This window comes from Ruegeria sp. ABV4_181, assembly GCF_056158465.1.
In genome coordinates this window covers 3,197,554-3,219,423 of record NZ_JBSWTI010000002.1, presented here as the reverse complement: position 1 = coordinate 3,219,423, position 21,870 = coordinate 3,197,554, and the positions used below count along the sequence as shown (strand labels likewise).

At 60.1% G+C, this 21,870-nt stretch carries 23 protein-coding genes; 6 read left to right on the top strand and 17 right to left on the bottom strand.

Annotated features, from left to right (window positions below; genetic code table 11):
• Nucleotides 1-3: 3 nt before the first annotated feature.
• The 5 genes from ACXAC3_RS16000 to ACXAC3_RS15980 form a co-directional block, all read right to left on the bottom strand.
• Nucleotides 4-642 (bottom strand): glutathione S-transferase family protein, encoded by a 639-nt coding sequence (locus tag ACXAC3_RS16000; RefSeq protein ID WP_475162188.1) that lies wholly within the window; start codon nt 640-642, stop codon nt 4-6.
• Nucleotides 643-788: 146 nt separating this feature from the next.
• Nucleotides 789-1,001, bottom strand: coding sequence for a hypothetical protein (locus tag ACXAC3_RS15995; protein WP_475163473.1), 213 nt, complete (start codon nt 999-1,001; stop codon nt 789-791).
• 54 nt (nt 1,002-1,055) lie between these two features.
• Complete coding sequence (locus ACXAC3_RS15990; RefSeq protein WP_475162186.1) at nt 1,056-2,837, bottom strand: acyl-CoA dehydrogenase C-terminal domain-containing protein; 1,782 nt, start codon at nt 2,835-2,837, stop codon at nt 1,056-1,058.
• A gap of 46 nt (nt 2,838-2,883) precedes the next feature.
• Entirely contained in the window at nt 2,884-3,285 is a 402-nt protein-coding gene (locus ACXAC3_RS15985; RefSeq protein ID WP_475162184.1) for a MerR family transcriptional regulator, read from the bottom strand.
• Between the two features lie 299 nt (nt 3,286-3,584).
• Nucleotides 3,585-3,953: a MerR family transcriptional regulator gene (locus ACXAC3_RS15980; RefSeq protein WP_475162182.1), complete on the bottom strand. Its 369-nt coding sequence runs from the start codon at nt 3,951-3,953 to the stop codon at nt 3,585-3,587.
• A gap of 113 nt (nt 3,954-4,066) precedes the next feature.
• Between ACXAC3_RS15980 and ACXAC3_RS15975 the strand changes: the two genes are divergently transcribed.
• Genes ACXAC3_RS15975 through ACXAC3_RS15965 form a run of 3 tightly spaced genes read left to right on the top strand, consistent with a single transcriptional unit; the run spans nt 4,067 to nt 6,327 of the window.
• Entirely contained in the window at nt 4,067-4,486 is a 420-nt protein-coding gene (locus ACXAC3_RS15975) for a PaaI family thioesterase (RefSeq protein ID WP_475162180.1), read from the top strand.
• A complete protein-coding gene (locus tag ACXAC3_RS15970) occupies nt 4,486-5,004 on the top strand; it encodes a PaaI family thioesterase (RefSeq protein WP_475162179.1) in 519 nt (172 codons plus the stop codon). Before ACXAC3_RS15975 ends, ACXAC3_RS15970 begins: the two co-directional genes overlap by 1 nt.
• A gap of 6 nt (nt 5,005-5,010) precedes the next feature.
• Nucleotides 5,011-6,327 (top strand): MATE family efflux transporter, encoded by a 1,317-nt coding sequence (locus tag ACXAC3_RS15965; protein ID WP_475162177.1) that lies wholly within the window; start codon nt 5,011-5,013, stop codon nt 6,325-6,327.
• Here the strand turns inward: ACXAC3_RS15965 and arsC are convergent.
• From arsC to ACXAC3_RS15945, 4 genes are read right to left on the bottom strand one after another with little or no spacing between them, the layout of a single operon-like run.
• The gene (arsC, locus tag ACXAC3_RS15960) at nt 6,324-6,665 is read right to left on the bottom strand and encodes an arsenate reductase (glutaredoxin) (RefSeq protein WP_475162175.1); all 342 of its coding nucleotides are present in this window, start codon (nt 6,663-6,665) and stop codon (nt 6,324-6,326) included. The genes ACXAC3_RS15965 and arsC overlap by 4 nt on opposite strands.
• Nucleotides 6,662-7,720, bottom strand: coding sequence for a quinone-dependent dihydroorotate dehydrogenase (locus ACXAC3_RS15955; RefSeq protein ID WP_475162174.1), 1,059 nt, complete (start codon nt 7,718-7,720; stop codon nt 6,662-6,664). Before ACXAC3_RS15955 ends, arsC begins: the two co-directional genes overlap by 4 nt.
• Nucleotides 7,717-8,148, bottom strand: a complete 432-nt coding sequence (locus ACXAC3_RS15950; RefSeq protein ID WP_475162172.1) for a DUF1330 domain-containing protein — start codon at nt 8,146-8,148, stop codon at nt 7,717-7,719. Before ACXAC3_RS15950 ends, ACXAC3_RS15955 begins: the two co-directional genes overlap by 4 nt.
• On the bottom strand, nt 8,145-8,483 hold the full coding sequence (locus tag ACXAC3_RS15945) for a DUF952 domain-containing protein (RefSeq protein ID WP_475162168.1): 339 nt from the start codon (nt 8,481-8,483) through the stop codon (nt 8,145-8,147). Before ACXAC3_RS15945 ends, ACXAC3_RS15950 begins: the two co-directional genes overlap by 4 nt.
• A gap of 107 nt (nt 8,484-8,590) precedes the next feature.
• Between ACXAC3_RS15945 and ACXAC3_RS15940 the strand changes: the two genes are divergently transcribed.
• Nucleotides 8,591-10,168, top strand: a complete 1,578-nt coding sequence (locus ACXAC3_RS15940) for a bifunctional metallophosphatase/5'-nucleotidase (protein ID WP_475162166.1) — start codon at nt 8,591-8,593, stop codon at nt 10,166-10,168.
• A 58-nt stretch (nt 10,169-10,226) separates the two neighbouring features.
• Here the strand turns inward: ACXAC3_RS15940 and ACXAC3_RS15935 are convergent, their stop codons facing one another.
• A complete protein-coding gene (locus tag ACXAC3_RS15935) occupies nt 10,227-11,879 on the bottom strand; it encodes a tetratricopeptide repeat-containing sulfotransferase family protein (RefSeq protein ID WP_475162164.1) in 1,653 nt (550 codons plus the stop codon).
• Nucleotides 11,880-11,934: 55 nt separating this feature from the next.
• Between ACXAC3_RS15935 and ACXAC3_RS15930 the strand changes: the two genes are divergently transcribed.
• Together ACXAC3_RS15930 and mnmH are read left to right on the top strand one after the other, a co-directional pair.
• A complete protein-coding gene (locus ACXAC3_RS15930) occupies nt 11,935-12,600 on the top strand; it encodes an SOS response-associated peptidase (protein WP_475162162.1) in 666 nt (221 codons plus the stop codon).
• 44 nt (nt 12,601-12,644) lie between these two features.
• Nucleotides 12,645-13,697 carry a tRNA 2-selenouridine(34) synthase MnmH gene (gene mnmH, locus ACXAC3_RS15925; protein ID WP_475162160.1) on the top strand — a complete coding sequence of 351 codons (1,053 nt, stop codon included), beginning with the start codon at nt 12,645-12,647 and terminating at the stop codon, nt 13,695-13,697.
• On the opposite strand, the gene selD is transcribed toward mnmH, so the two are convergent.
• From selD to ACXAC3_RS15890, 7 genes are read right to left on the bottom strand one after another with little or no spacing between them, the layout of a single operon-like run.
• Nucleotides 13,688-15,847 (bottom strand): selenide, water dikinase SelD, encoded by a 2,160-nt coding sequence (gene selD, locus ACXAC3_RS15920; protein ID WP_475162159.1) that lies wholly within the window; start codon nt 15,845-15,847, stop codon nt 13,688-13,690. The genes mnmH and selD overlap by 10 nt on opposite strands.
• A gap of 5 nt (nt 15,848-15,852) precedes the next feature.
• Nucleotides 15,853-16,239, bottom strand: coding sequence for a Na+/H+ antiporter subunit G (locus tag ACXAC3_RS15915; protein ID WP_475162158.1), 387 nt, complete (start codon nt 16,237-16,239; stop codon nt 15,853-15,855).
• Between the two features lie 7 nt (nt 16,240-16,246).
• The gene (locus tag ACXAC3_RS15910; protein ID WP_475162157.1) at nt 16,247-16,516 is read right to left on the bottom strand and encodes a K+/H+ antiporter subunit F; all 270 of its coding nucleotides are present in this window, start codon (nt 16,514-16,516) and stop codon (nt 16,247-16,249) included.
• Nucleotides 16,513-17,010, bottom strand: coding sequence for a Na+/H+ antiporter subunit E (locus ACXAC3_RS15905; RefSeq protein ID WP_475163471.1), 498 nt, complete (start codon nt 17,008-17,010; stop codon nt 16,513-16,515). The genes ACXAC3_RS15910 and ACXAC3_RS15905 overlap by 4 nt, the downstream gene beginning before the upstream one ends.
• Nucleotides 17,010-18,554, bottom strand: coding sequence for a monovalent cation/H+ antiporter subunit D (locus ACXAC3_RS15900; RefSeq protein ID WP_475162155.1), 1,545 nt, complete (start codon nt 18,552-18,554; stop codon nt 17,010-17,012). The genes ACXAC3_RS15905 and ACXAC3_RS15900 overlap by 1 nt, the downstream gene beginning before the upstream one ends.
• On the bottom strand, nt 18,551-18,910 hold the full coding sequence (locus tag ACXAC3_RS15895) for a Na+/H+ antiporter subunit C (protein ID WP_475162154.1): 360 nt from the start codon (nt 18,908-18,910) through the stop codon (nt 18,551-18,553). The genes ACXAC3_RS15900 and ACXAC3_RS15895 overlap by 4 nt, the downstream gene beginning before the upstream one ends.
• Nucleotides 18,910-21,780, bottom strand: a complete 2,871-nt coding sequence (locus ACXAC3_RS15890; RefSeq protein WP_475162152.1) for a monovalent cation/H+ antiporter subunit A — start codon at nt 21,778-21,780, stop codon at nt 18,910-18,912. The genes ACXAC3_RS15895 and ACXAC3_RS15890 overlap by 1 nt, the downstream gene beginning before the upstream one ends.
• Nucleotides 21,781-21,870: the final 90 nt, after the last annotated feature.

Here is a 21,870-nt window from a genome sequence, read left to right as displayed (position 1 = left end):
TCCTTAAGCTCGATCCGACAATTTGCCGGGCATCAGGTCATAGGGGTGTTTCCAGCCGGGCTGCTCGCTGAGGCGGGTCAGCCAGGCGTCGATATGGGGCCAGTCGGCGCGGTCAAAGCCGAACGGTTCGGGATAGTAGAGGTAACCGCAGCAGCTGAGATCGGCGTTGGTCACTCCGTCGCCAACTATCCAGTCGCGGCCTTCCAGATGGGTGTTCAGAACCTGATAGGCCGCTTTCAGACGACCCTGGTTAAAGGCGATCACGTCCGGGTTGCGATGCTGTTCCGGCAGGAAGTTAATCAGAAAACGGGTCAGCCCGGCCATCGAACTGAGCTTGTGATTGTCCCACAGCACCCAGCGGAAAATGTCGTAATTCTCATCGCGGGTCTTGCCGCCGAACTTGCCTGTCTTTTCCGTGACATAAGCCTGAATGGCGCCGGACTGGCTGGTGTGGAAGTCGCCATCCACCAAAACCGGGACCTCGCCCATCTCATTGACGTCGGCGCGGTATTCCGGGGTTCGCGTCACGCCGCCGAAGAAATCGACAAAGACCGGCTCCCACTCCAGCCCCGACATCTCAAGCGCCAGTGCTGCTTTGTAGGCGTTCCCACTTTCTCCGAAGCAGTGAAGTTTGATGGTCATGCAATCGCCCCTCCCAAGGCGCATGGTGCAGGTTGGAAACCGCGTATCTCAAGAAAGGCGAACCGGGTTGGCCAAGTTTGGCTGCCTCCGTGTTCTGGGTTCGTCTTGCTGGAAACACGCATACGCTGATGGCGTCGCGCGGTCTGTCAGCGCTTTCGCGACTCGAGCTCGGAATTGAAGATGCGTAAACGGTGGGTCAAATTCTCCTCATCAATGACGCTGTTGAAGTTTTCGAACAGAAAAGACAGTGCTTCGCCTTCATCCAGACCGGATTCACGGGCAAAACCTTTCAGCTTGCGATATCCATCCTCGGTCATGGCGACCGGAAAGCGGCGGGTCAGGCGAAAGCGTTTCGGCATGTCGTGTCCTTGGAAGAAGAGGTTCCGGGGCGGTGCCCCGGAACCGGTTTTCAATCAGAAGTTCGCGGCCTCCAGTGCCATCACCGTGTCAGCGCCGGTTTGAATGCGCGCCAGATGCATTGCGGTGGCGGGCAGGCGGCGGGCCATATAGAAACGGCCGGTGTCGATCTTGGTTTCGTAGAACGCCTTGTCCGACGTCCCGCCATCCAGCGCGGTATACGCGGCCTTGGCCATCTGCGCCCACACCAGGCCCAGGCAGACATGGCCGAACATGTGCATGAAGTCATAGGAACCGGACAGGGCGTTGTTCGGGTTCTTCATGCCTTCCTGCATGAAGTACATGCCCGCGGCCTGCAGATCCTTGGACGCAGCTTTCAGCGGCTCGATGAAAGCCTTGTCATAGGCTTCGTTCTGGCCTGCGTTTTCCTTGCAGAAGGTTTTGACCATGTCGAAGAAGGCCATGACGTGCTTGCCGCCATCCTGCGCCAGTTTCCGGCCCACAAGGTCCAGCGCCTGAACGCCGTTTGCGCCTTCGTAGATCATCGCGATACGGGCGTCGCGGGTATATTGCGACATGCCCCATTCCTCGATGTAGCCGTGGCCGCCATAGACCTGCTGTGCCTGAACGGTCATGTCATAGCCTTCGTCGGTCAGGAAGCCTTTGATCACCGGCGTCAGCAGCGAGATTAGCCCGTCCGCATCCTTGTCACCCGAGCGGTGCGCCTTGTCGATCATGGTCGCGCCCCACAGGATGAACGCACGCGCGCCTTCGGTGAAGCTTTTCTGATCCATCAGGTTCCGGCGGATGTCCGGGTGCACGATCAGCGGATCGGCAGGACCGTCCGGGTTCTTCGCGCCGGTCACGTCGCGGCCCTGCAGACGATCCTTGGCGTATTCCACCGCATTCTGATAGGCGGCTTCGGCCTGTGCCAGACCCTGCATACCCACACCCAGCCGCGCTTCGTTCATCATGGTGAACATGGCGCGCATGCCCTTGTGCAGATCGCCCAGCAGCCAGCCGGTCGCCTCGTCATAGTTCATGACGCAGGTCGAGTTGCCGTGGATGCCCATTTTCTCTTCGATCTTGCCGACCGAAACACCGTTGCGCTCGCCCAGCGAACCGTCGTCCTTGACGATGAACTTGGGTACGATGAACAGCGAAACGCCCTTGATGCCCTCGGGGCCACCGGGGATTTTCGCCAGCACAAGGTGGATGATGTTGTCGGCCATGTCGTGATCGCCGGACGAGATAAAGATCTTCTGCCCCGAAATCTTATAACTGCCGTCATCCTGCGGTTCCGCCTTGGTGCGCATCAGGCCCAGATCGGTGCCGCAATGCGGTTCGGTCAGGTTCATGGTGCCGGTCCATTCGCAGCTGACCATGTTCGGCAGGTACTTGTTTTTCTGCTCGTCGGTGCCATGCGCCAGAATGGCCGAAGCCGCGCCATGAGTCAGGCCCTGATACATGGTGAACGCCTGGTTCGAAGCCGAGAACATCTCGCCAACTGCGGTGCCCATGACATAGGGCATGTTCTGGCCGCCGAATTCCTCGGGCATGTCCAGACCTGTCCAGCCGCCTTCCTTGACCTGCTCGAAGGCGTCCTTGAAGCCTGTGGGCGTATAGACAACGCCGTTTTCCAGACGGCAGCCTTCGGTGTCGCCGACCACGTTCAGCGGGTGCAGAACGTTGGTTGAAATCTTGCCTGCCTCTTCCAGAACAGCGCCGGTGAATTCAGCCTCCAACTCATCGTAACCGGGGATATCAGACCCCGAAACGTTGAGTACTTCGTGCAGAATGAACTGCATGTCTTTGGTAGGCGCGTTGTAAACGGGCATTTGAAGCTCCCTTAAATTCAGATGTCCGGGGATTGAGCCGCCAGGGTTATTCGGCGGCCTTTTTCTCGTGTTTCATCGAGGCGATGACTTTCTCGCCCCAGCGCAACTGTTCCTGCAGGTCGTCAATCGCCTGGGTCAGTTCCTCGCGCCGGGCTTCCATGTCGGCCAGACGTTCCCGCGCGATTTCAAACGTGCGGGTCATCTGCGTCATCTGCTGGTCGCCGACGTGGTACAGATCCAGCAATTGCCGAATCTCTTCCAGGCTGAACCCGAAGCGCTTGCCGCGCAGGATCAGTTTCAACCGCGCCCGGTCGCGTTTGGTGAACAAACGCTTTTGTCCCTCGCGGATCGGAAACAAAAGTTCCTTTGCCTCGTAAAACCGCAATGTGCGTGGCGTGACATCATATGTCTCGCACATTTCACGTATGGTCATCAGGTCTTCGGTCATGGTTTCAGCACTCTCGTCACTGGCGTCTAGATAAGTCAGTTGCGCAGTCGATGCGCACGTTACAACACGGAGATGACGTTCACGTAATGCAAACGCTACGTCACAAATAAGTTGACGTAACATCCGCTCGCGTCAAGGTGCCGCCTGCTGACATTTTCGGGCGTAACGCAACGGAACTTTGGCCACGCGCCCCGGGAAAGGCGCTTGTCGTTCCGCAGCGCAGCGGCCAAGTACGGAACACCAACACGCATCAACGGCGCTGAACGAACAGAAAACTGATTACTGGTCCTGCCTGTGAGTCAGGTCAGGGACTTGGCGGTCTGGTCGCGCATTTTCTGTAGCGCTTCGATCGCTTCGTCCAGTTGCTGCCTTTGCTTGTGCAACTCGATCATCTGCTGATCGGCCAGTTCGACAAAGGCGGCCATCTGGGCCTGATTGCCCTGATCTTCGTAGATCAGCAGCCACTGCCGGATGTCCTCAAGGGGGAATCCGTATTTGCGGCCGCGCATGATCAGGGTCATCCGCGCACACTCGCGTGGGCCGTAAAACCGCGACCGGCCTTCCCGGTCAGGTTGCAGCAATTCGATGTATTCATAGTAGCGCAGGGTGCGTGGAGTCACGTCGAACTCGGCGCACATCTCTTTGAATGACAAACGATTGTCGGACATTCCTGTTCTCCTCTGAAACAGCCTATGGCTTGTCTTTAGCAAGCGCAACAGGTGGGCTTGCTCTTTTGCGGGCCACAGGCTCATAAAGGGATAAATTGAAGGGACACAGGCACATGGTCGACAAAGCATCTATTGCGCGCCAGTTCATCGAAGCGATTCCGCATGCCCGGGCGCTTGGTATGAAACTGACGGCAATCGGCAATGGAGAGGCAGGAATCACCATGCCTTACAGCAAGGATCTGGTTGGCGATCCCAGAACCGGGGTGATTCATGGCGGGGCGGTTTTTGCCGTGCTGGACACCTGCTGCGGCGCTGCGGTCATGAGCCACCCGTCCGCCCCCGGCGGAACCGCCACGATAGACCTGAGAATTGATTATATGCGCGCAGCCACCCCGGGTCAGAGCATCACGACCCACGCAACCTGCTATCACATCACCCGCAACGTCGCCTTTGTCCGCGCCACCGCGATGGACGAGGATCAGGATCTGCCGGTCGCAACGGCATCGGGGTCCTTCACGGTGGAGGGTCTGTAATGGCGCGTCCCCGTCCCGAACCCATGCAGGTGGTCAAACAACGCCGCGATGCGGCCCTGAAGGCCATCGTCGAAGGCGTGCCGTATATCCGGTTTCTCAACATCGGTTTCGACCGGCGCGGCGACGAGCTGACCGGCGTATTGAACTTCGACGAAAAGCTGATCGGAAACCCGCTGCTGCCTGCGCTGCACGGTGGCGTGACGGCGGCTTTTCTGGAAGTCACGGCCGTCATCACGCTAAGTTGGGAATACTTCTTTCCCGGTATCGAAAGCGGTGAGATCGATGCTGATACAATCGCCGGAGATGAATCGATCCGGTTCCCGAAAACCGTCGACTTTACAGTCGATTATCTGCGGTCCGGGCTGCCCCGTGACGCCTATGCCCGGGCTTTCATAAGCCGGTCGGGACGTCGCTATGCCTCGGTGCGTGTCGAAGCGTGGCAGGATCATCATTTGCGTCCCTATGCGCAGGCAACCGGCCATTTCCTGATGCCGCAACCCAAGCCTGAACAGAAGTAAGCCGCCATGCAGCAGGCCACGGCACCCCTTACGCATAAACGGGTGTTGAAGATTGCGGTTCCGATCGTGCTGTCCAACGCCACGGTGCCAATTCTGGGGGCCGTCGATACCGGCGTGGTCGGACAGATGGGGCAGGCCGCCCCGATTGGGGCGGTGGGAATGGGCGCCGTCATTCTGGCGACGATCTATTGGATCTTCGGCTTTCTGCGCATGGGAACCACCGGGCTTGCGGCGCAGGCGCGCGGGGCCGGGGACACGGCGGAAACCGGGGCATTGCTGATGCGCGGCGTGCTGCTGGGCGGTGCGGCGGGCCTGTTCTTTATCCTGACCCAGGTCTGGCTGTTCTGGGGGGCCTTTGCGCTGTCGCCCGCCAGCCCCGAGGTCGAGGCGCTGACGCGGGATTACCTGCAAATCCGTATCTGGGGGGCTCCTGCGACGATCGCGCTTTATGCGGTGACGGGCTGGCTGATCGCGGTTGAACGGACGCGTGGCGTGTTTGTGCTGCAGGTCTGGATGAACGGGCTGAACATCGTGTTGGACCTGTGGTTCGTGCTCGGCTTCGGCTGGGGGGTGGAGGGCGTTGCCATCGCCACGCTGATTGCCGAATGGACCGGGCTGGCGCTGGGCCTGTGGCTGTGCCGGGCCGCGTTTGGCGGCAATCAGTGGCGCGACTGGCCCCGGATATTCGATGCGGCCCGGTTGCGACGGATGATGCAGGTGAACGGGGATATCATGATCCGCTCGGTCCTGCTGACCGGGGCGTTCACCACGTTTCTTTTTGTCGGCTCGGATCTGGGCGATGTGAACCTTGCCGCCAATCAGGTGTTGCTGCAATTCCTTGAAATCACCGCGTTCGCCCTGGACGGGTTCGCCTTTTCAGCCGAAGCACTGGTGGGCAGCGCCGTGGGCGCACGGGATCGACATCAGGTTCGGCGCGCGTCCATCATGGCGTCCCAATGGGGCGTAGGCGGCGCTTTTGCACTGGGGATCGTGTTCTATCTGGCCGGTCCGGCCTTGATCGACCTGATGTCCACCTCGCCCGAAGTGCGGATCGCCGCACGAGAATACCTGATCTGGGCGGCGCTGGCCCCGGCGATTGGCGTGGCAAGCTGGATGTTCGACGGAATCTACATCGGCGCCACCTGGACACGCGCGATGCGCAGCGCGATGATCCAGTCGGTCGCGATTTACGTGGTGGCGCTTTTCATTCTGGTACCGACGCTGGGAAATCACGGATTGTGGGCTGCGCTGATGGTGCTGAACATCGCGCGTGGCGTCACGTTGGGGTGGCGATACCCGAGGCTTGAGGCGCAGATCGCCTAAAGCAGCGTCAGCAGGTTTTCCGGCGGGCGCCCGATGGCAGCCTTGTCACCGGCAATCGCCAGCGGGCGTTCGATCAGGATCGGATTCCCGGCCATGGCGCGGATCAGATCCTCCTCGGGCATGGTTTTGCTCAGGCCCAGTTCCTTGAACACTTTTTCGCCGGTGCGCATCATCTCGATGGTCTTTAGGCCCAGCTTGTCACGCACCGCACGCAATTCATCGACCGAGGGCGCATCTTCCAGATATTTGCGTATCCCGACTTGCGAACCGCTGTCTTCAAGCAGTGCCAGCCCGGCGCGGGATTTCGAACAACGCGGGTTGTGCCAATATTCGATCACAGCCAGTCCTCTCGTTTACTTCCAACGGCTTGCGCGACTGAGTTAAACCCATCCCGCGCCAGCAACTCATCCAGCCCGCGCGCTATCTCTGCCGCCAGAGATATCCCACCGTAGACCATTGCGGTGTAAAGCTGCACTGCGGATGCCCCGGCGCAGATCTTGGCATAGGCCTGCTGGGCGGTGCTGACACCGCCAACGCCGATCAGGGGCATCTTCCCGTCGGTCAACTGGCTGAGGCGGGCCAGAACGCGCGTCGATTTTTCGAACAAAGGCGCGCCTGACAAGCCGCCGGTTTCGTCCTTGTGGGGGCTGCGCAAACCGTCGCGGGACAGGGTGGTGTTGGTGGCAATCACCGCATCCACGCCGGTTTCGGCGGCCACGTCGGCAATATCCTGCAACTCGGCCTCGGTCAGGTCGGGGGCGATTTTCAGGAAAACGGGCAGGTGACGGGGCAACGCGTCCCGGGTTTCGATCACGCCGGACAGCAGCGCACCAAGGGCGGCCTTGCCCTGCAAATCCCGCAGTTTTTCGGTATTGGGGGACGAGACATTGACGGTCGCGAAATCCAGATGCGCGGCGCAATGCGCCAGCACTTTGGCGAAATCACCGGGGCGATCGTCGCTGTCCTTGTTGGCGCCAAGGTTCAGGCCGATCACCGCGTTCTTCGGGCGGTTGGCCAGACGCCGGGCCATGACCTCCATACCTTCGTTGTTGAAGCCAAAGCGATTGATCGCCGCCCGATCTTCGGTCAGGCGAAACAGCCGGGGCTTGGGATTGCCGGGCTGCGGGCGCGGCGTGACGGCACCGACCTCGATAAAGCCGAAGCCGGCGCGCGACAGTGGAGTCAGGACCTCGGCGTTCTTGTCAAAGCCTGCGGCCAGCCCCACCGGGTTTGGCAGGTCAATGCCCGCAAGGCGGGTCCGCAGTCTGGGCGACGTAACCGGCCCCGGTGCCGAGGTCAGCCCGGCTTTCAATGCCTTGATCGACATGCCATGGGCGGTTTCCGGGTCCATCCGGTGCAGGACGGCCAGCCCCAGTTTTTCCGTCAGTTTCATCCGAACGCCTCACTGCCCTCAGCCGGGGCGCATCGGATCAGGCGTGAGGTTTCCACCGCGGCCTGACGGTGCACGACCGCTTGTTGGTATTCAGGGTCCGTGACCATCTCAAGAAACGCATGTGCAGTTGGATAGCGGGCGATGAAGACCGCGTCCCATGTTTCCTCCTGCGGACCGATCAGCGTGGCCTGAAACGCGCCGCGCCACAGAATGGACGCACCAATTCGGGCGATGATCGGCGCGGTCTGGGTTCCATAGTTGCGATAAGCCTGCGCGCCTGTCAGCCCCGCACCGGCCAGTTCGTGCCCGGCGGGATAGGCGGCCGAGGCGCGGAATCGCACCAAATTCAGCATTTCGATCGGATGGTCGCGGTCCAGCGCCTTGAACGCCTCGAACTGCGTGCGATCCGGGTCGATGAAGGTGGTCATTCCATCTCCTTGGGGAATTGGTGCGCTTCGCCGTCAAAGGGCAAAGGGCGCGACCACACCACATCAGCCATGCGGATTTGGCGATAGAGATGCGGAAATTTTGCGCCCCCGCGCGAAATTTCCCATTTCAGGTCGTTGCCCATGGCGTCCGCATCGCAGGCCAACAGCGTCAGCCCGTCGATGCCCGCAAAATGTTTGGCCGCGGTTTCAGCAGCTTGGGCCGCCGTCGAGAAATGAACATAGCCGTCCGCCACGTCAATGGGTGCCCCGTCCGACGCGCCTTGGGCTTGCAACGTGGCCCACTCCTCTGCCCGGAAAATCTTGTAAATCAGCATAAGGCCGTGATGCCCTGCGCGACCGGCGGAATCAAGACGGATTTCCCCCTTTGACTCTCGGCATTCTACGGCGCAACATCGCGCAAAATAACAAAGGGAGTTTAACTATGTTCACCCGTTTACTGGCTTCTGCGGCCGTTCTTGGCCTGACTGCCGGGATGGCAGCAGCCGAGTACAAGCTGACCATTCTGCACACCAACGATTTCCACGCGCGTTTTGAGCCGATCAACAAATACGACAGCGGTTGCAACGCCGAGGACAACGCCGAAGGCAAGTGTTTCGGCGGGTCGGCCCGCCTGGTCACAGCCGTGAACGAGGCGCGCGGTCGCGCCGAAAACTCGATCCTCGTGGATGGCGGAGACCAGTTCCAGGGCTCGCTGTTCTATACCTATTACAAAGGTAAAGTCGCGGCTGAGTTCATGAACAAGCTGGGCTATGACGCAATGACCGTCGGAAACCACGAATTCGACGATGGCCCCGAGGTTCTGCGTGGTTTTATCGATTCCGTGGATTTCCCTGTTCTGATGTCGAATGCCGATATCGCCGACGAAGAATTGCTGACCGACAAGATCAAGAAATCGACAGTTATCGAGGTGGGCGGCGAAAAGATCGGCCTGATCGGACTGACCCCGGAAGATACGCATGAACTGGCCTCGCCCGGGCCGAACATCACGTTCTCGGACCCCGTTCCGGCGGTTCAGGCCGAGGTTGACAGGCTGACGGGCGAAGGTGTGAACAAGATCATCGTGCTCAGCCATTCCGGCTATGGCGTCGATCAGCGCGTTGCGCAGGAAACCACCGGCGTGGATGTCATCGTCGGCGGCCATTCGAATACCTATCTGTCCAACGTGTCGGACAAGGCGGCGGGACCTTACCCGACCGTGGTCAACGGCGTTCAGATCGTTCAGGCGTATGCCTATGGCAAGTTCCTCGGTGAACTGAACGTGACCTTTGACGACGATGGCAACGTGGTCTCGGCAGCGGGCGAACCGCTGATCATGGACAACACGGTGACCGAAGATCAGGCTGCACTGGACCGCATCGCGGAACTGGCGGTTCCTCTGGACGAGATCCGTAACAAAGTCGTCGCAAACGCTGCCGGTGCCATCGAAGGCGACCGCTCGATCTGTCGTGTGCAGGAATGTGAGATGGGCAATCTGGTAGCCGACGCAATGCTGGCGCGGGTTGCGGATCAGGGCGTCAAAATCGCCATTGCAAACTCGGGTGGCTTGCGGGCTTCCATTGATCCGGGCGACGTGACGATGGGTGAGGTGCTGACGGTTCTGCCGTTCCAGAACACCCTGTCCACCTTCGAGATCAGCGGACAGGGCGTCATAGACGCGCTGGAAAACGGTGTCAGTCAGGTGGAAGAGGTCAAAGGGCGCTTTCCGCAGGTCGCCGGCCTGACCTTTACCTGGGACCCCGCAGTCGCACCGAATGAAGGGCGCGTGTCCGAGGTCATGGTTGCGGACGGCGACGGCTTTGCTCCGATTGATCCCGCGGCCACATACCTTGTTGTCACGAACAATTACGTCCGCAACGGTGGTGACGGGTACAGCATGTTCGAAGGGGACGACAAGAACGCCTATGATTTCGGCCCGGATCTGGCCGATGTGACGGCGGAATATCTTGCTGCAAACGCGCCGTACCAGCCGTACCTGGACGGTCGCATCAAGCAGAAGTAACTCTGTACTGAATAGGAAAGGCCGCGTCGGGTGATGCGGCCTTTTTTAATGGGATCAATTAGCCCAGATCATATTCCGGCCACAGCGCCGGGTCGAACCCTTCCAGCATGGGCTGAATATGTTCGGACACACTCTGCCACCCGCCGATGGACTTGGTTGAGATTTTCTTTCGCACCTGATCGATACTGGCAGTTCTGACCTGCTTGGTGTTTTTTTCGGGGTGCATCATGGTCTCGCTCCACCCGATGTCGCAGAATGCCGCCACCTTCTGGCTATAGGTTTTGGGGTCAGCGACCAGATCTTCGTAGGGGATCGTCAGGATCTTGTCGCCGAACACGGCATCCCAATGGGCCATGTAGCGGCGGTACATATTCGCCGAGTGGGCAATTGCCTTGAGGTTCGACGCATAGCGCATCCCACCCGCAGGGAACCGTCTGATCCATTTAGACAACCCGACATCCCGGGGATCACGCAGCATGTTGATAACCTTGGCATTGGGGAATGCCGACAGCAGGAAGCCCACGCGCTGATAATTATGCGGCATCTTATCGACGAAGGCGACAGAGCCTTCGGGGATCGGAGGCATAAACTTGCGGAATTCTTGTGCGAATTCAGTGGCGTGTGCCGCGTCAAATTCCTGGTGATCTTTTTCGATTTTACGTGACAGGTCAGCGCCCAGTGTCAGCTCTCCACAACCAGCAATGCCCGGAGCCGAGCTGAGCATCATTTCCATCAAAGTCGTCCCGGATCGGGGTTGCCCCAGAACGAATATCGGCACCGGCGTTTCGACTGCATCGGAACCGGCAAGTTCCGTTTCAGCAGGGAAAAGGCCAGTTATCCGAAGCAGCTTTTCCTCTTCGTCCTCGAAGTTATACGGGTTGGATTCGTGCTGCAGCGCATTGGCGTGGGCAAACTGCGGCATCGCTGCAATCAGCCCGTCGATTTTCGAAATCAGATGGGCCTTGGCAAACGCAAGTTCAGAAAATTCCTGATCGCTGTTTGATATTGCAACATCGACAGCGTCCATCAGCTTCGCCGCGTCTTCGGCGTTTGTCATGGTCGACATTTGCAACAGCGAAGACACGTGTTGCGGGTTTTCGGCCAGAATAGTTTTCAGAATAGCTGCTGACCCCGGTTTGTCGCCACCCTGATGCAGGTTTACCGCCTTCTGAAAGGCGATCTTTTCGTTGCCCGGATCGAGTTCATACGCACGGTTAATGTCCCGCGAATTTTCTTCAACGAAGCCGATTTTCCCGAAAGCTTGTGCCCTTTTGGACAACAGGCTGACGTTGTCCGGGTCATTGACTAGCTTTTTGGACGCATGGTCAACAATCGTTCGCCAGTTGCTGCCCTTTAGGTGGATCTCGTCCAGAACCCGATTCAGCTCTTTGTTATTTGGGAACTTCTCCAGGTTTTGTTCTGTGTAATCCAGCGCCTTGGCGATCTGCCCGGTTTGCATCAGCGCGTTCGCAAGATTTTCCACGAATTGCGGATCGTCCGGTTTCATCCGCGAAGCTTCGACAAAATGCGGGATAGATTTCTTGTACTGTTTCATCTCGGTCAGGACGAACCCCGAAATGGCGTGGAAATCCGAGTCGCCGGGGAATTTCTTGATGCCAATCTGGGCCTTTTTCAGCGCCTGCTGCAGCTTGCCCGCATCCAGAGCAGCCACCGCCTTGCCTTTGAGGGTTTTCGCTGTTTGATTCTGCATGTGACCTCGTAAGACCCTGTGCCTGTATGAAACGATTAGTGATGGTTCATTACCCATGTGTGGACGGTTTGCAATAACTCTTCCCAATGACGCCATGGCGCAGCTGTTTTCGGCACGACCCGCGAATACTTTGCCTTCGGTTCCAAACTTCAACGTCTGTCCGACCAATCAGGTCCATGCAGTGCGCGCGGGAGAGGGCGGGCGCAGGCTGGACTCGCTGCGTTGGGGGTTCTTGCCCCATTGGTACAAATCCGAAACGGCCGGGCCGCTGCTGATCAATGCGCGGGCCGAAACGCTGGCTGACAAGCCTGCGTTCCGCGCCGCCTGTCGCGAACGGCGGTGCCTGATCGTCGCCACCGGTTTCTATGAATGGACCAAGACGGAACAGGGCACTCGGCTGCCCTGGTATATCCATCGCAAGGATGGCGCGCCAATAGCCTTTGCCGGGGTCTGGCAAGATTGGGGGAAGGACGACGCGCGGCAGGGGACCTGCGCCATTGTGACAACAGCTGCCAACACCCGTCTCAGCACCGTCCACCACCGAATGCCCCTGATCCTCGAACCCGATGACTGGCCGCTCTGGCTGGGTGAGACGGGAAAAGGTGCCGCGCGCCTGATGCGGCCGGGTGCCGAAGAGGTTCTGGACTATTTCCGCGTTGATCCGGCCGTGAATTCGAACCGGGCCAGCGGGCCGCAGCTGATCGAACCCGCGCCAGCCTGACGGCGTGCCTTTTCTTTCCGAACCGCGCAAGATAGACCGCTGGCATGGCATTGAAATTCACTGACCTGCCCGGCCTTTATGCGCATGATTTCGATACCGTGATCGACGTGCGCAGCCCCGCTGAATTCGCCGAGGACCACTTGCCCGGCGCCATCAACCTTCCGGTTCTGGACAATGAAGAACGCGCGCGCGTGGGCACGATCTATGTTCAGCAAAGCCCATTTCTGGCGCGTAAACTCGGGGCCGCGCTGGTGTTTCGGAACGCCGCCAATCACATCGAGCGCAGCCTGTCGCACCACGAAGGCCGCTGGAAGCCATTGGTATATTGCTGGCGCGGCGGACAGCGGTCGGGGTCATTTACGTGGATGCTGCAACAAATCGGCTGGCGGGCCGAGGTCGTCGAAGGTGGATACCGCACCTATCGCCGGCTGGTGAACCGTTATCTGTATGACGATCCTCTGCCGCACCGGCTGATCGCGTTGGATGGGTATACGGGGACGGCCAAAACGGATCTACTGGCGCATCTGAATGCGCGGGGCGTGCAGGTGCTGGACCTTGAAGGCATCGCCAACCATCGCGGGTCCCTGCTGGGCGAGATGCCGGGCGGACAACCCGGTCAGAAAGCCTTTGAATCCGCGCTGGCGGCTGCGCTCTGCGATCTGGACATGGCGCGTTCGGTGGTGGTTGAGGCGGAATTGTCCAAGATCGGCTCGTTGATCCTGCCGCCGTCGCTCTGGACCGCGCTGCGCGCTGCGCCGCGCATTCAGATCAATGCACCGATCGGGGCGCGGACGGCCTATCTGGTCAGCGCCTATGACGACATCCTGTCCGATGCCGAGCGCATGCACGACCGCTTGTCTCCGCTGCGATTTCACCGGGGGCATGAGGTTGTGGATGGCTGGCTTGCCCTGCTCGAAGCCGGGGACAAGCAGGCGCTGACACGGGCATTGATGGAACAGCATTATGACCCGGCCTATGACAAATCCAGCCGTAACCGGGCTGCGGATATCCTGGCCCGGATTGATGCTCCGGCGCTCGACGCGGCGGGTCTGAGCGACACAGCGGCACGGATCGAACGCATATTGGCTCAGCTTTGAATGCGTATTCCGGGTGTGTCGGTGATCGAACCTATGATGACCGCCGGATAGCCCGCGTGCCGCAAATCTTCGCAAACCCTCCGCGCCTGGTCGGCAGCGACGGCTGCCAGCAGACCTCCGGCAGTTTGCGGATCGAACAGCAGATCGGCCTTGTCTCCGGTGGGCAATTCAGGGGCGATTTCACGGTTGTCGTCAAATATCGTCGAGCGGACGCCGCTTGCGCTCAGATCCAATGCTCCGGCCATCAGCGGGATCGCGTCGAGCTGGAGTGTAGCCCCGCATTCCGACGCTTCGCACATGCCCGCAAGATGCCCGGCCAGACCAAACCCGGTCACGTCGGTCATCGCGTGGGCGTCGGCCAGAATGCGCGATGCGCCGCCCTGTGGCTGCACCATCTGCCGGAAAGCATCGGCAACCCATCCGCCATCGGCCTGGCCGGCCATTTCTGCCGCCATCAGAATACCGCTGCCGATCGGTTTGGTCAGGATCAGCGCGTCTCCGGGTCGGGCGCCGGACAGGGTGATCGGTTCCCTTTCGCATATGCCGGTCAGGGTAAAGCCGATGGTCATCTCATCCCCCATCGAGCTGTGGCCGCCGACGATCTCGGCGCCTGCGGTTCGGATGACTTCGCTGGCGGTTGCCATAATCTCAGCCATCGTGCGGCGCTGTAGCTCGGGTGACATGCGCGGCAGGATGATTGTCGCAGTCGCGGCCTGCGGGCTCGCCCCCATGGCCCAGATATCGCCCAATGCGTGAACGGCCGCGATGCGCGTCATCAAAACGGGATCATGGGTGAAGCTGCGCAGATGGTCCGAGGTCATCACCTGACGAACCGCGCCCGTGATCAGAAGGGCAGCGTCGTCCTGCGGCAATACCACGATGTCAGTGCGATCCGGCGCTGGCAGGGTGTCAAGCGCGGTTCGCAGCGCACCGCGGCCGACCTTGGCACCGCAGCCGCCGCACATGGGCTTTTTCCCCAGCGCCTGTTCCAGCCCGTCCGCAAAAAAGCGGGGCAGGGCCGGGCGGGTCATCTGCGGCAGCTCCCGGAATTTGTTCATGAATGCCTGATCAATGTGGTTTTTCCATTTCCACATCAACGGACCGCTGATCGCCGTGCCGAACCGTTCAGCCAGCGCAGATTTGCGGCCCAGCGAAATCAGTTTCAGGTAGTCTGTCTGCGGTTTGTACCGCCGCATCCGACCCGCGCCCAAAGCTGCCCGCAGGTTGTCGAACAGAACCGGGGCTTCGCGAACGGCATAAACACCGGCCTTGGGTCTTGGGTTTTCCGACAGATGGGCGCAATCACCAGCAGCGAAGATGGCCGGATCGCTGGATTGCAGGTGCGAATTCACGCGAATATAGCCGTCATGCAGATCGACGCCCATCTTCGCCAACCAGTCATAAGGGCGGGCGCCGGCAGCCCCGGTGATGAACGCGGCCGGAACCTCGCGGCCGTTGTCCAGTATCACGCGGTCTTCGGCGATGCGCGCGATATTGACGTTCTCGATCACTTCAACGCCCAGCTCCGCCATCGCATTGCGAATGGTTGCAGCCGCCTTGTCGACCGTTGCAGTCAGGGCCGAGGCGTTGTCGATCAACGTAATCTGCGCGTGACGGCCTTTGAGGCGCAAGGCGTGCGCCATCGCCATGATCAGTTCAACCCCGGCGACGCCGCCGCCGATTACTGCGACCGAGGCATCCCCGCTGCCGCCCAGATACTCTGCCCATCTGGCAGCGAACGGGCCCAGCGGCTTTGCGGGAACCGCATGATCGGCGAACCCCGGCAGAGAGGGCATGTCGGACGTGATCCCCACATTGACCGAGGCGACGTCGAACGCCACCGGCGGGTGCCCAGGAACGTGGATTTCACGCCGGTCGGTATCAATCCCGTCGACCGTTCCGAGAATGATCCGCGCACCCGCAAACCGGGCCAGCCGCACCAGATCAATGTCCAGAGCCCCGCGTTCGTAATGCCCGGCGACAAAGCCCGGCAGCATGCCGGAATAGGGCGCGGTGGGGCCGGGGTTGATCACGGTCAAACGCGCGCCGGGCAACGGGTTCATGCCCCATTTACGCAGCACTAGCGCATGCGTATGGCCGCCGCCAATCAAAACCAGATCGCGGGTCAGGGGCAGCGGAGGTTGGAGCATGGTATTCAGGTCTTGCTGTGGTCAGGTACGTCTTCGACCTGCTCGACCGCGTGGGTGGCCCAAAGCTCGTCCTCACCCGCATCCGGCAGATCGTCTGGCTTTTCATGGCGGTGAATGTGCCATTTGGCAATGAACAGAGCTGTGATCGGTGCGGTCAGGAACAGGAACAGGGTGATCAGCAACTCGTGCAGGGACAGGTGATTTTCGATCACAACCGAGTGGATGATTGATGCGATCAGCACGCCACCAACACCCAGTGTCGTCGCCTTGGTCGGGGCGTGCAGGCGCGACATCGGGTCTTTCAGCTTGATCATTCCAAAGGACCCGACAAAGCCGAATATGCCCGAGACGATCAGAAAGAAGGCGACCAGAAACTCGAAGATAAAACTCATGGCGCCCTCACTCGATAATGTTGCCGCGCAACATGAAGCGCGCATAGGCCACGGTTGAGACGAAGCCCAGCATGGCAATGATCATCGCGGCTTCGAAAAAGATCTCGGTCTCCAACGCCAGACCGTAAAGGATCATCAGGGCGATGGTGTTGATGACCATCGTGTCGAGCGCCAGTACACGCGTGCCGACGCCATCGGCGGTGATGATGCGCCAAAGGCACATCATGATGGCGGCACCGAAACAGGCGAAGGCAAAATAAATCGCTAAGGTGATCATTCGAAAATCTCCTTCAGGCGGCGTTCATAGCGGTGCTTGATCTGGTCGCGCACGGCGTCGGGGTCGGGAGCATCCAGGCAGTGAACCAACAGGTTGTGGCCCTGCGCCGACAGATCGCAACTGACCGTGCCGGGTGTCATGGTGATGGTTCCGGCCAATACCGTGATCGCCTCGGGGGTGCGCAGTTCCAGCGGGACGCAGATCCAGTTCGGCTGCCTGTCGGAATCGCGCTTGAACAGGATGATCCGCGCGACCGTGATATTGGCCATCACGATATCCCACAGCACCACCAGCATGTATTCCACCACCATCGGCCAGTTCCGCAACCGGGGGCGGTCGGGCCAGTAGGGTTGCGTGATGAACGGGATGATGATCCCCAGGATCAGGCCAAATACCAGCGAGTTCAGCGACGGTTCATTCGCCAGCAATATCCACACCACCGTCAGCAGAAATGTCAGATGGGGGTGGGGGAATATCCGGTGCAGAAGTCTCATCATTCTTCTCCTCCCAGGACGGCCGAAATATAGGTTTGGGGCGTAAACAACTGCTGGGCCGTTTTTTCGGCATAAGACAGGGCTGGGCCTGCAAATAGCGTCAGCATCACAAGACCCAAAACCGCGCCAAAGACGGCGGTGAAAGCCAGGCCGGGTTGCGGCTCGGGCGCGGGCAGGGCGGCAACCTCGTCCTCGTCTTCCGGGGCCTGTTCAGGGGCTTGCCCGGCGTGGTGGCTTTTCCAGAAGATCAGAGAGCCCGCGCGCGCAAGCCCGACAATGGTGACAAAAGACCCGATCAGGATCACGGCCCAGATCGCGTTTGCGTCCGGCGCGTCGCGCGCTGCGTCCAGCACCAGCAGCTTGCCGACAAACCCCGAAAGCGGCGGCATACCGGCCAGCGCGATGGCCCCCACAAAGAACAGCGCCGAGATCAACCCGCTCTGCGGCATTGGCACCTTGGGCACAATCGCGCCACCGCGGCGTTCCATCACAAGGTCGGCCACCAGAAACATCAGCGCCGTCGCCAGCGTCGAGTGATAGATATAGTAAAGCGCGGCAGCGGTTGCGGTCTCGGTGAACAGCGATATCGCGATCAGCAGCGTGCCCATGGACGTGATGGCGCAGAAGGCGACCATCCGCGCGATGTGCTGTGCCCCCAGAATGCCGATCGCTCCAATCGCCAGCGTCACCAGCGCCGCAGGTTGCAGCCATGCGCCGACAAGACCCTGCGTCGCCGCAAGGTCAGGCCCGAAGGTCAGCGTGTACATCCGCAGGATCGAGTAGGCCCCCACCTTGGTCATAATCGCGAACAGTGCCGCCACGGGAAGGGGGGCATTGGCATAGCTGGCCGGCAGCCAGAAATGCAGGGGCAGCACGGCCGCCTTGATGCAGAACACCAGCAGCAGCAGCACGGCCCCCACGCGCAACAGCGCGGTATCCTCAGCCGGCAGTTCCGCCACACGCACAGCCATATCCGCCATGTTCAACGTGCCGGTCACGGCATAAAGCGTGCCGAGGGCAAACAGGAACAGGGTCGAGCCCAGCAGGTTGTACACCACATATTGCACACCGGCCTTAAGCCGTACGGAACCGCCTGCATGTGTCATCAGACCATATGAGGCGATCAGCAACACCTCGAAAAACACGAAGAGGTTAAAGGCATCGCCGGTCAGGAAGGCACCGCAGACGCCCATAAGCTGGAAATGGAACAGGGCGTGGAAATGCTTGCCCCTGTCATCCCATCCTGACGCGATGGCGTAAAGCACGATGGGCAGGGCCAGCAGGGCGGTCAGCAGCACCATCATCGCCGACAGGCGATCCAGCACCAGAACGATGCCAAAGGGTGCCGGCCAGTCGCCCAGTTCATATACCTGGATTTCACCGCCGGCAGCCTGTGCCGTAACCGTCAGCGCGATGCCCAGCAGACCTACGACACCGGCGACCGAGAAGATGCGCTGCAGGTCCAGGTGATAGCGCAGGACCATGATGATGAACGGAGCCAGGATCGCGGGCAGGACGATCGGCGCAACGATCCAGTGGTTCATGCGTCTTCTCCTGCCGCGTCCACGCTGTCCTGCGCGGTCATGTCGATATGGTCATCCTTCGACGACAGGTACGCACTGAGCGCGATCATTACGATCACCGCCGTCATCCCGAACGAGATCACGATGGCCGTCAGCACCAGCGCCTGCGGCAGCGGGTCGGTATAGGTCACCTCTTCGTATTTGTTCAGCACGGCGGGCGCGTCCAGCGCCAGACGCCCCGTGGCGAACAGGAACACGTTGACGGCATAGGTGATCAGGGACAGGCCCAGAATGACGGGAAATGTCCGGCGGCGCAGGATCAGGAAAATCCCGGCTGCGGTCATGACGCCTACGGCGGAGGCTACGAGCGCTTCCATCAGGCCTGCTCCTTCTCTTGGTCTTGGTCCGAGGGATCATCCCGCAGCGGGTTGATATCCATCGGGAATTCCTGTGCCATACCCGGCTGCCACGCGAACCGCGACAGGCTGTCCAGCGCCAGCATCACCGCGCCCAGAACCGCAAGGAACACGCCTGTATCGAACAGGATTGCTGTGGCCCATTCAAACTCTTCCAGAGGTGGCCAGTGGATATATCCGAAATCGCTGGTCAGGAACGGGCGTTCGTTGAACCAGGCCCCGATCCCGGTTGCGGCAGCGATCAGAACGCCCCAGCCGATGGTCCCGTGGTAATAGAACCTCTGCCGTTCTATGGCCCAGGTATAGCCGCTGGCCATGTACTGCATCAGGAACGCAATCGCGACGATCAGCCCGGCGATGAACCCGCCGCCCGGCTGGTTGTGGCCCCGGAAAAAGATATAGGCCCCGACCATCAGCGCGATCGGCATCATCACGCGGGTCGCCACCACCATCATCAACGGGTGTGAATCGCCCGATTGGGGCCAGTGCGGCTTGCGGTTCAGCAGATAGCCGCGGACGTTCGAACTCAGCACGGATTCGGTCAGGGCAAAGATGATCAGGGCGGCGATGCCCAGCACGATGATCTCGCCAAAGGTATCAAAACCCCGGAAGTCCACCAGGATCACGTTGACCACGTTGGTGCCGCCACCGCCCTTGTACGAATTGGCCAGATGGAAATCCGAGATGGTCGGAAAGGCAAAGTCCCGCATCATCAGCGCGTAGATCAGAGCGCCCGAACCGATGCCGGCCACGACCGATATCGCCGCATCCCGCCAGCGCCGCGCCGCGCTGCTGTCCCACGGCGTATCCGTGGGCAGAAAGTTCAGCGACAGCAACAACAGGATCATCGTCACCACCTCGACCGAGATCTGCGTCAGGGCCAGATCCGGGGCCGACAGGTAGTTGAACGCCATCGAGACGATCAGGCCAACAACACCGATCAGCACCAGCGACAACAGGCGGTTCCTGTGGAACCACATGATCGCCAGCGTCGCACCGACAAGGCAAATCCAGCCGATGATCGGAATGACCGGGGCAGGCAGCGGCGCCCGCGTTTCCAGACCGATAGAGCCTGTGGTGTAGGCGTAATATCCCAGCCCCACGGTGAACGCGACCATGATGATCGCATAGCGGCTGATGACGCCATTATGCAGCGTGTCGGTGATCCAGCGGCTCAGCGTTGTCAGCGCGCCGATCACGGCGTCGAAAATGACCTTGGCTTCGGGTCTGGGCAGGGCGTTCCATACCAGCTCGCCCCGGCGATGCAGGGCCAGCAGGAAAAGCCCGCCCAGCGTGGCCACGACCGACATGTAAAGCGCAGGCGTAAAGCCGTGCCACAGTTTCAGCGAATAATACGGGAGCTTTTCCCCGCCGATGACGGCACTGGATACGACTGCGACCAATGGTCCAACAAGCGCGGCGGAATAAAGGCCGATCAGTACGACCAGCACGACAAGGAAGGCCGGCGCCAGCCACAGCCCGACTGGCGGGTCATGCGGGTGATGGGGATAATCGGTGCGCTGCGGGCCAAGGAAAACGTGGCTGACAAAGCGAAAGGAATACGCCGCCGAAAAGAGCGCCGCCAGTAGGGCCAGACCGGGCACCAGATAATGCGAATTCAACCATGTTGTGTGAACGGTCTCCTCCAGCATCATCTCTTTCGACAAAAAGCCGTTCAGTGGCGGCAGGCCCGCCATGGAAAGCGCCGCAATCGTGCCGATGGTAAACGTGATCGGCATCAGATGTCGCAATCCGCCCAGTCGCTTGACGTCGCGCGTGCCGGTTTCGTGATCCACGATCCCGGCGGTCATGAACAGCGCGGCCTTGAAGGTCGCGTGGTTGATGATGTGGAAAATGGCGGCCACGGCGGCGATTTTGGTACCAAAGCCTAAAAGCATCGTCACCAGACCCAGATGCGAGACGGTGGAAAATGCCAGCAATGCCTTCAGGTCGTCCTTGAACAGCGCGATGCAGGCACCGATCAGCATCGTCACAAGACCCGTGGTTGCAACGATATAGAACCACGCATCGGTTCCCGCCAGAACCGGCCACATCCGCGCCATCAGGAAAAGCCCGGCTTTCACCATCGTGGCAGAGTGCAGATAGGCCGAGACCGGCGTTGGTGCGGCCATCGCGTGCGGCAGCCAGAAATGGAACGGGAACTGTGCCGATTTGGTGAAGCAACCCAACAGGATCAGGATCAATGCCGGCATGTAATAGGGTGAGGCCTGGATCAGCTCTTTGTTCTGCAGAATGACGCTCAGGTCATAAGACCCCACGATATTGCCCAAAATCAGCATACCGGCGATCATCGCCAATCCGCCCGAACCGGTCACGGCAAGCGCCATTCGCGCGCCCTGCCGCCCGGCGGGCAGGTGTTTCCAATACCCGATCAACAGGAATGAACTTAGCGACGTAAGCTCCCAGAAAATAAGCAGAAGAAGGACGTTGTCGGACAGTACGATCCCGACCATCGCGCCCTGAAACAGCAGCAGATAGGAATAGAACTGCCCCATCGGGTCCTCGCGCGACAGATAGAACCGCGCGTAAAGGATGATCAGCAACCCGATACCCAGGATCAGCAGGGCAAACAGAAACCCAAGCCCGTCCAGCATGAAATTCGCGTTCAGGCCCAGGCCCGGTATCCAGTCGAACCGCGCCGTCACCACATCTCCGCGCATGACCGAGGGGATGTGGATCAAAAGCCCCATCAACGCCAGGAAGGTGGTCAGACCTGCCGCCGAGGCTGCTGCGTTTCGTCCCGCCCGGATCAGAAGGGCTGGGAATACAGCTCCGAGAAAGGGAAGGGCCGCGATGAGGAATAGGGACAAGTGCGATACTCCGGTCTGGGCGGTCAAAAGTGGTATTGATTTTGTAAGGATAATTTTCAAACTGTCCAGCTATTGCAAGTTTGCCGGTTG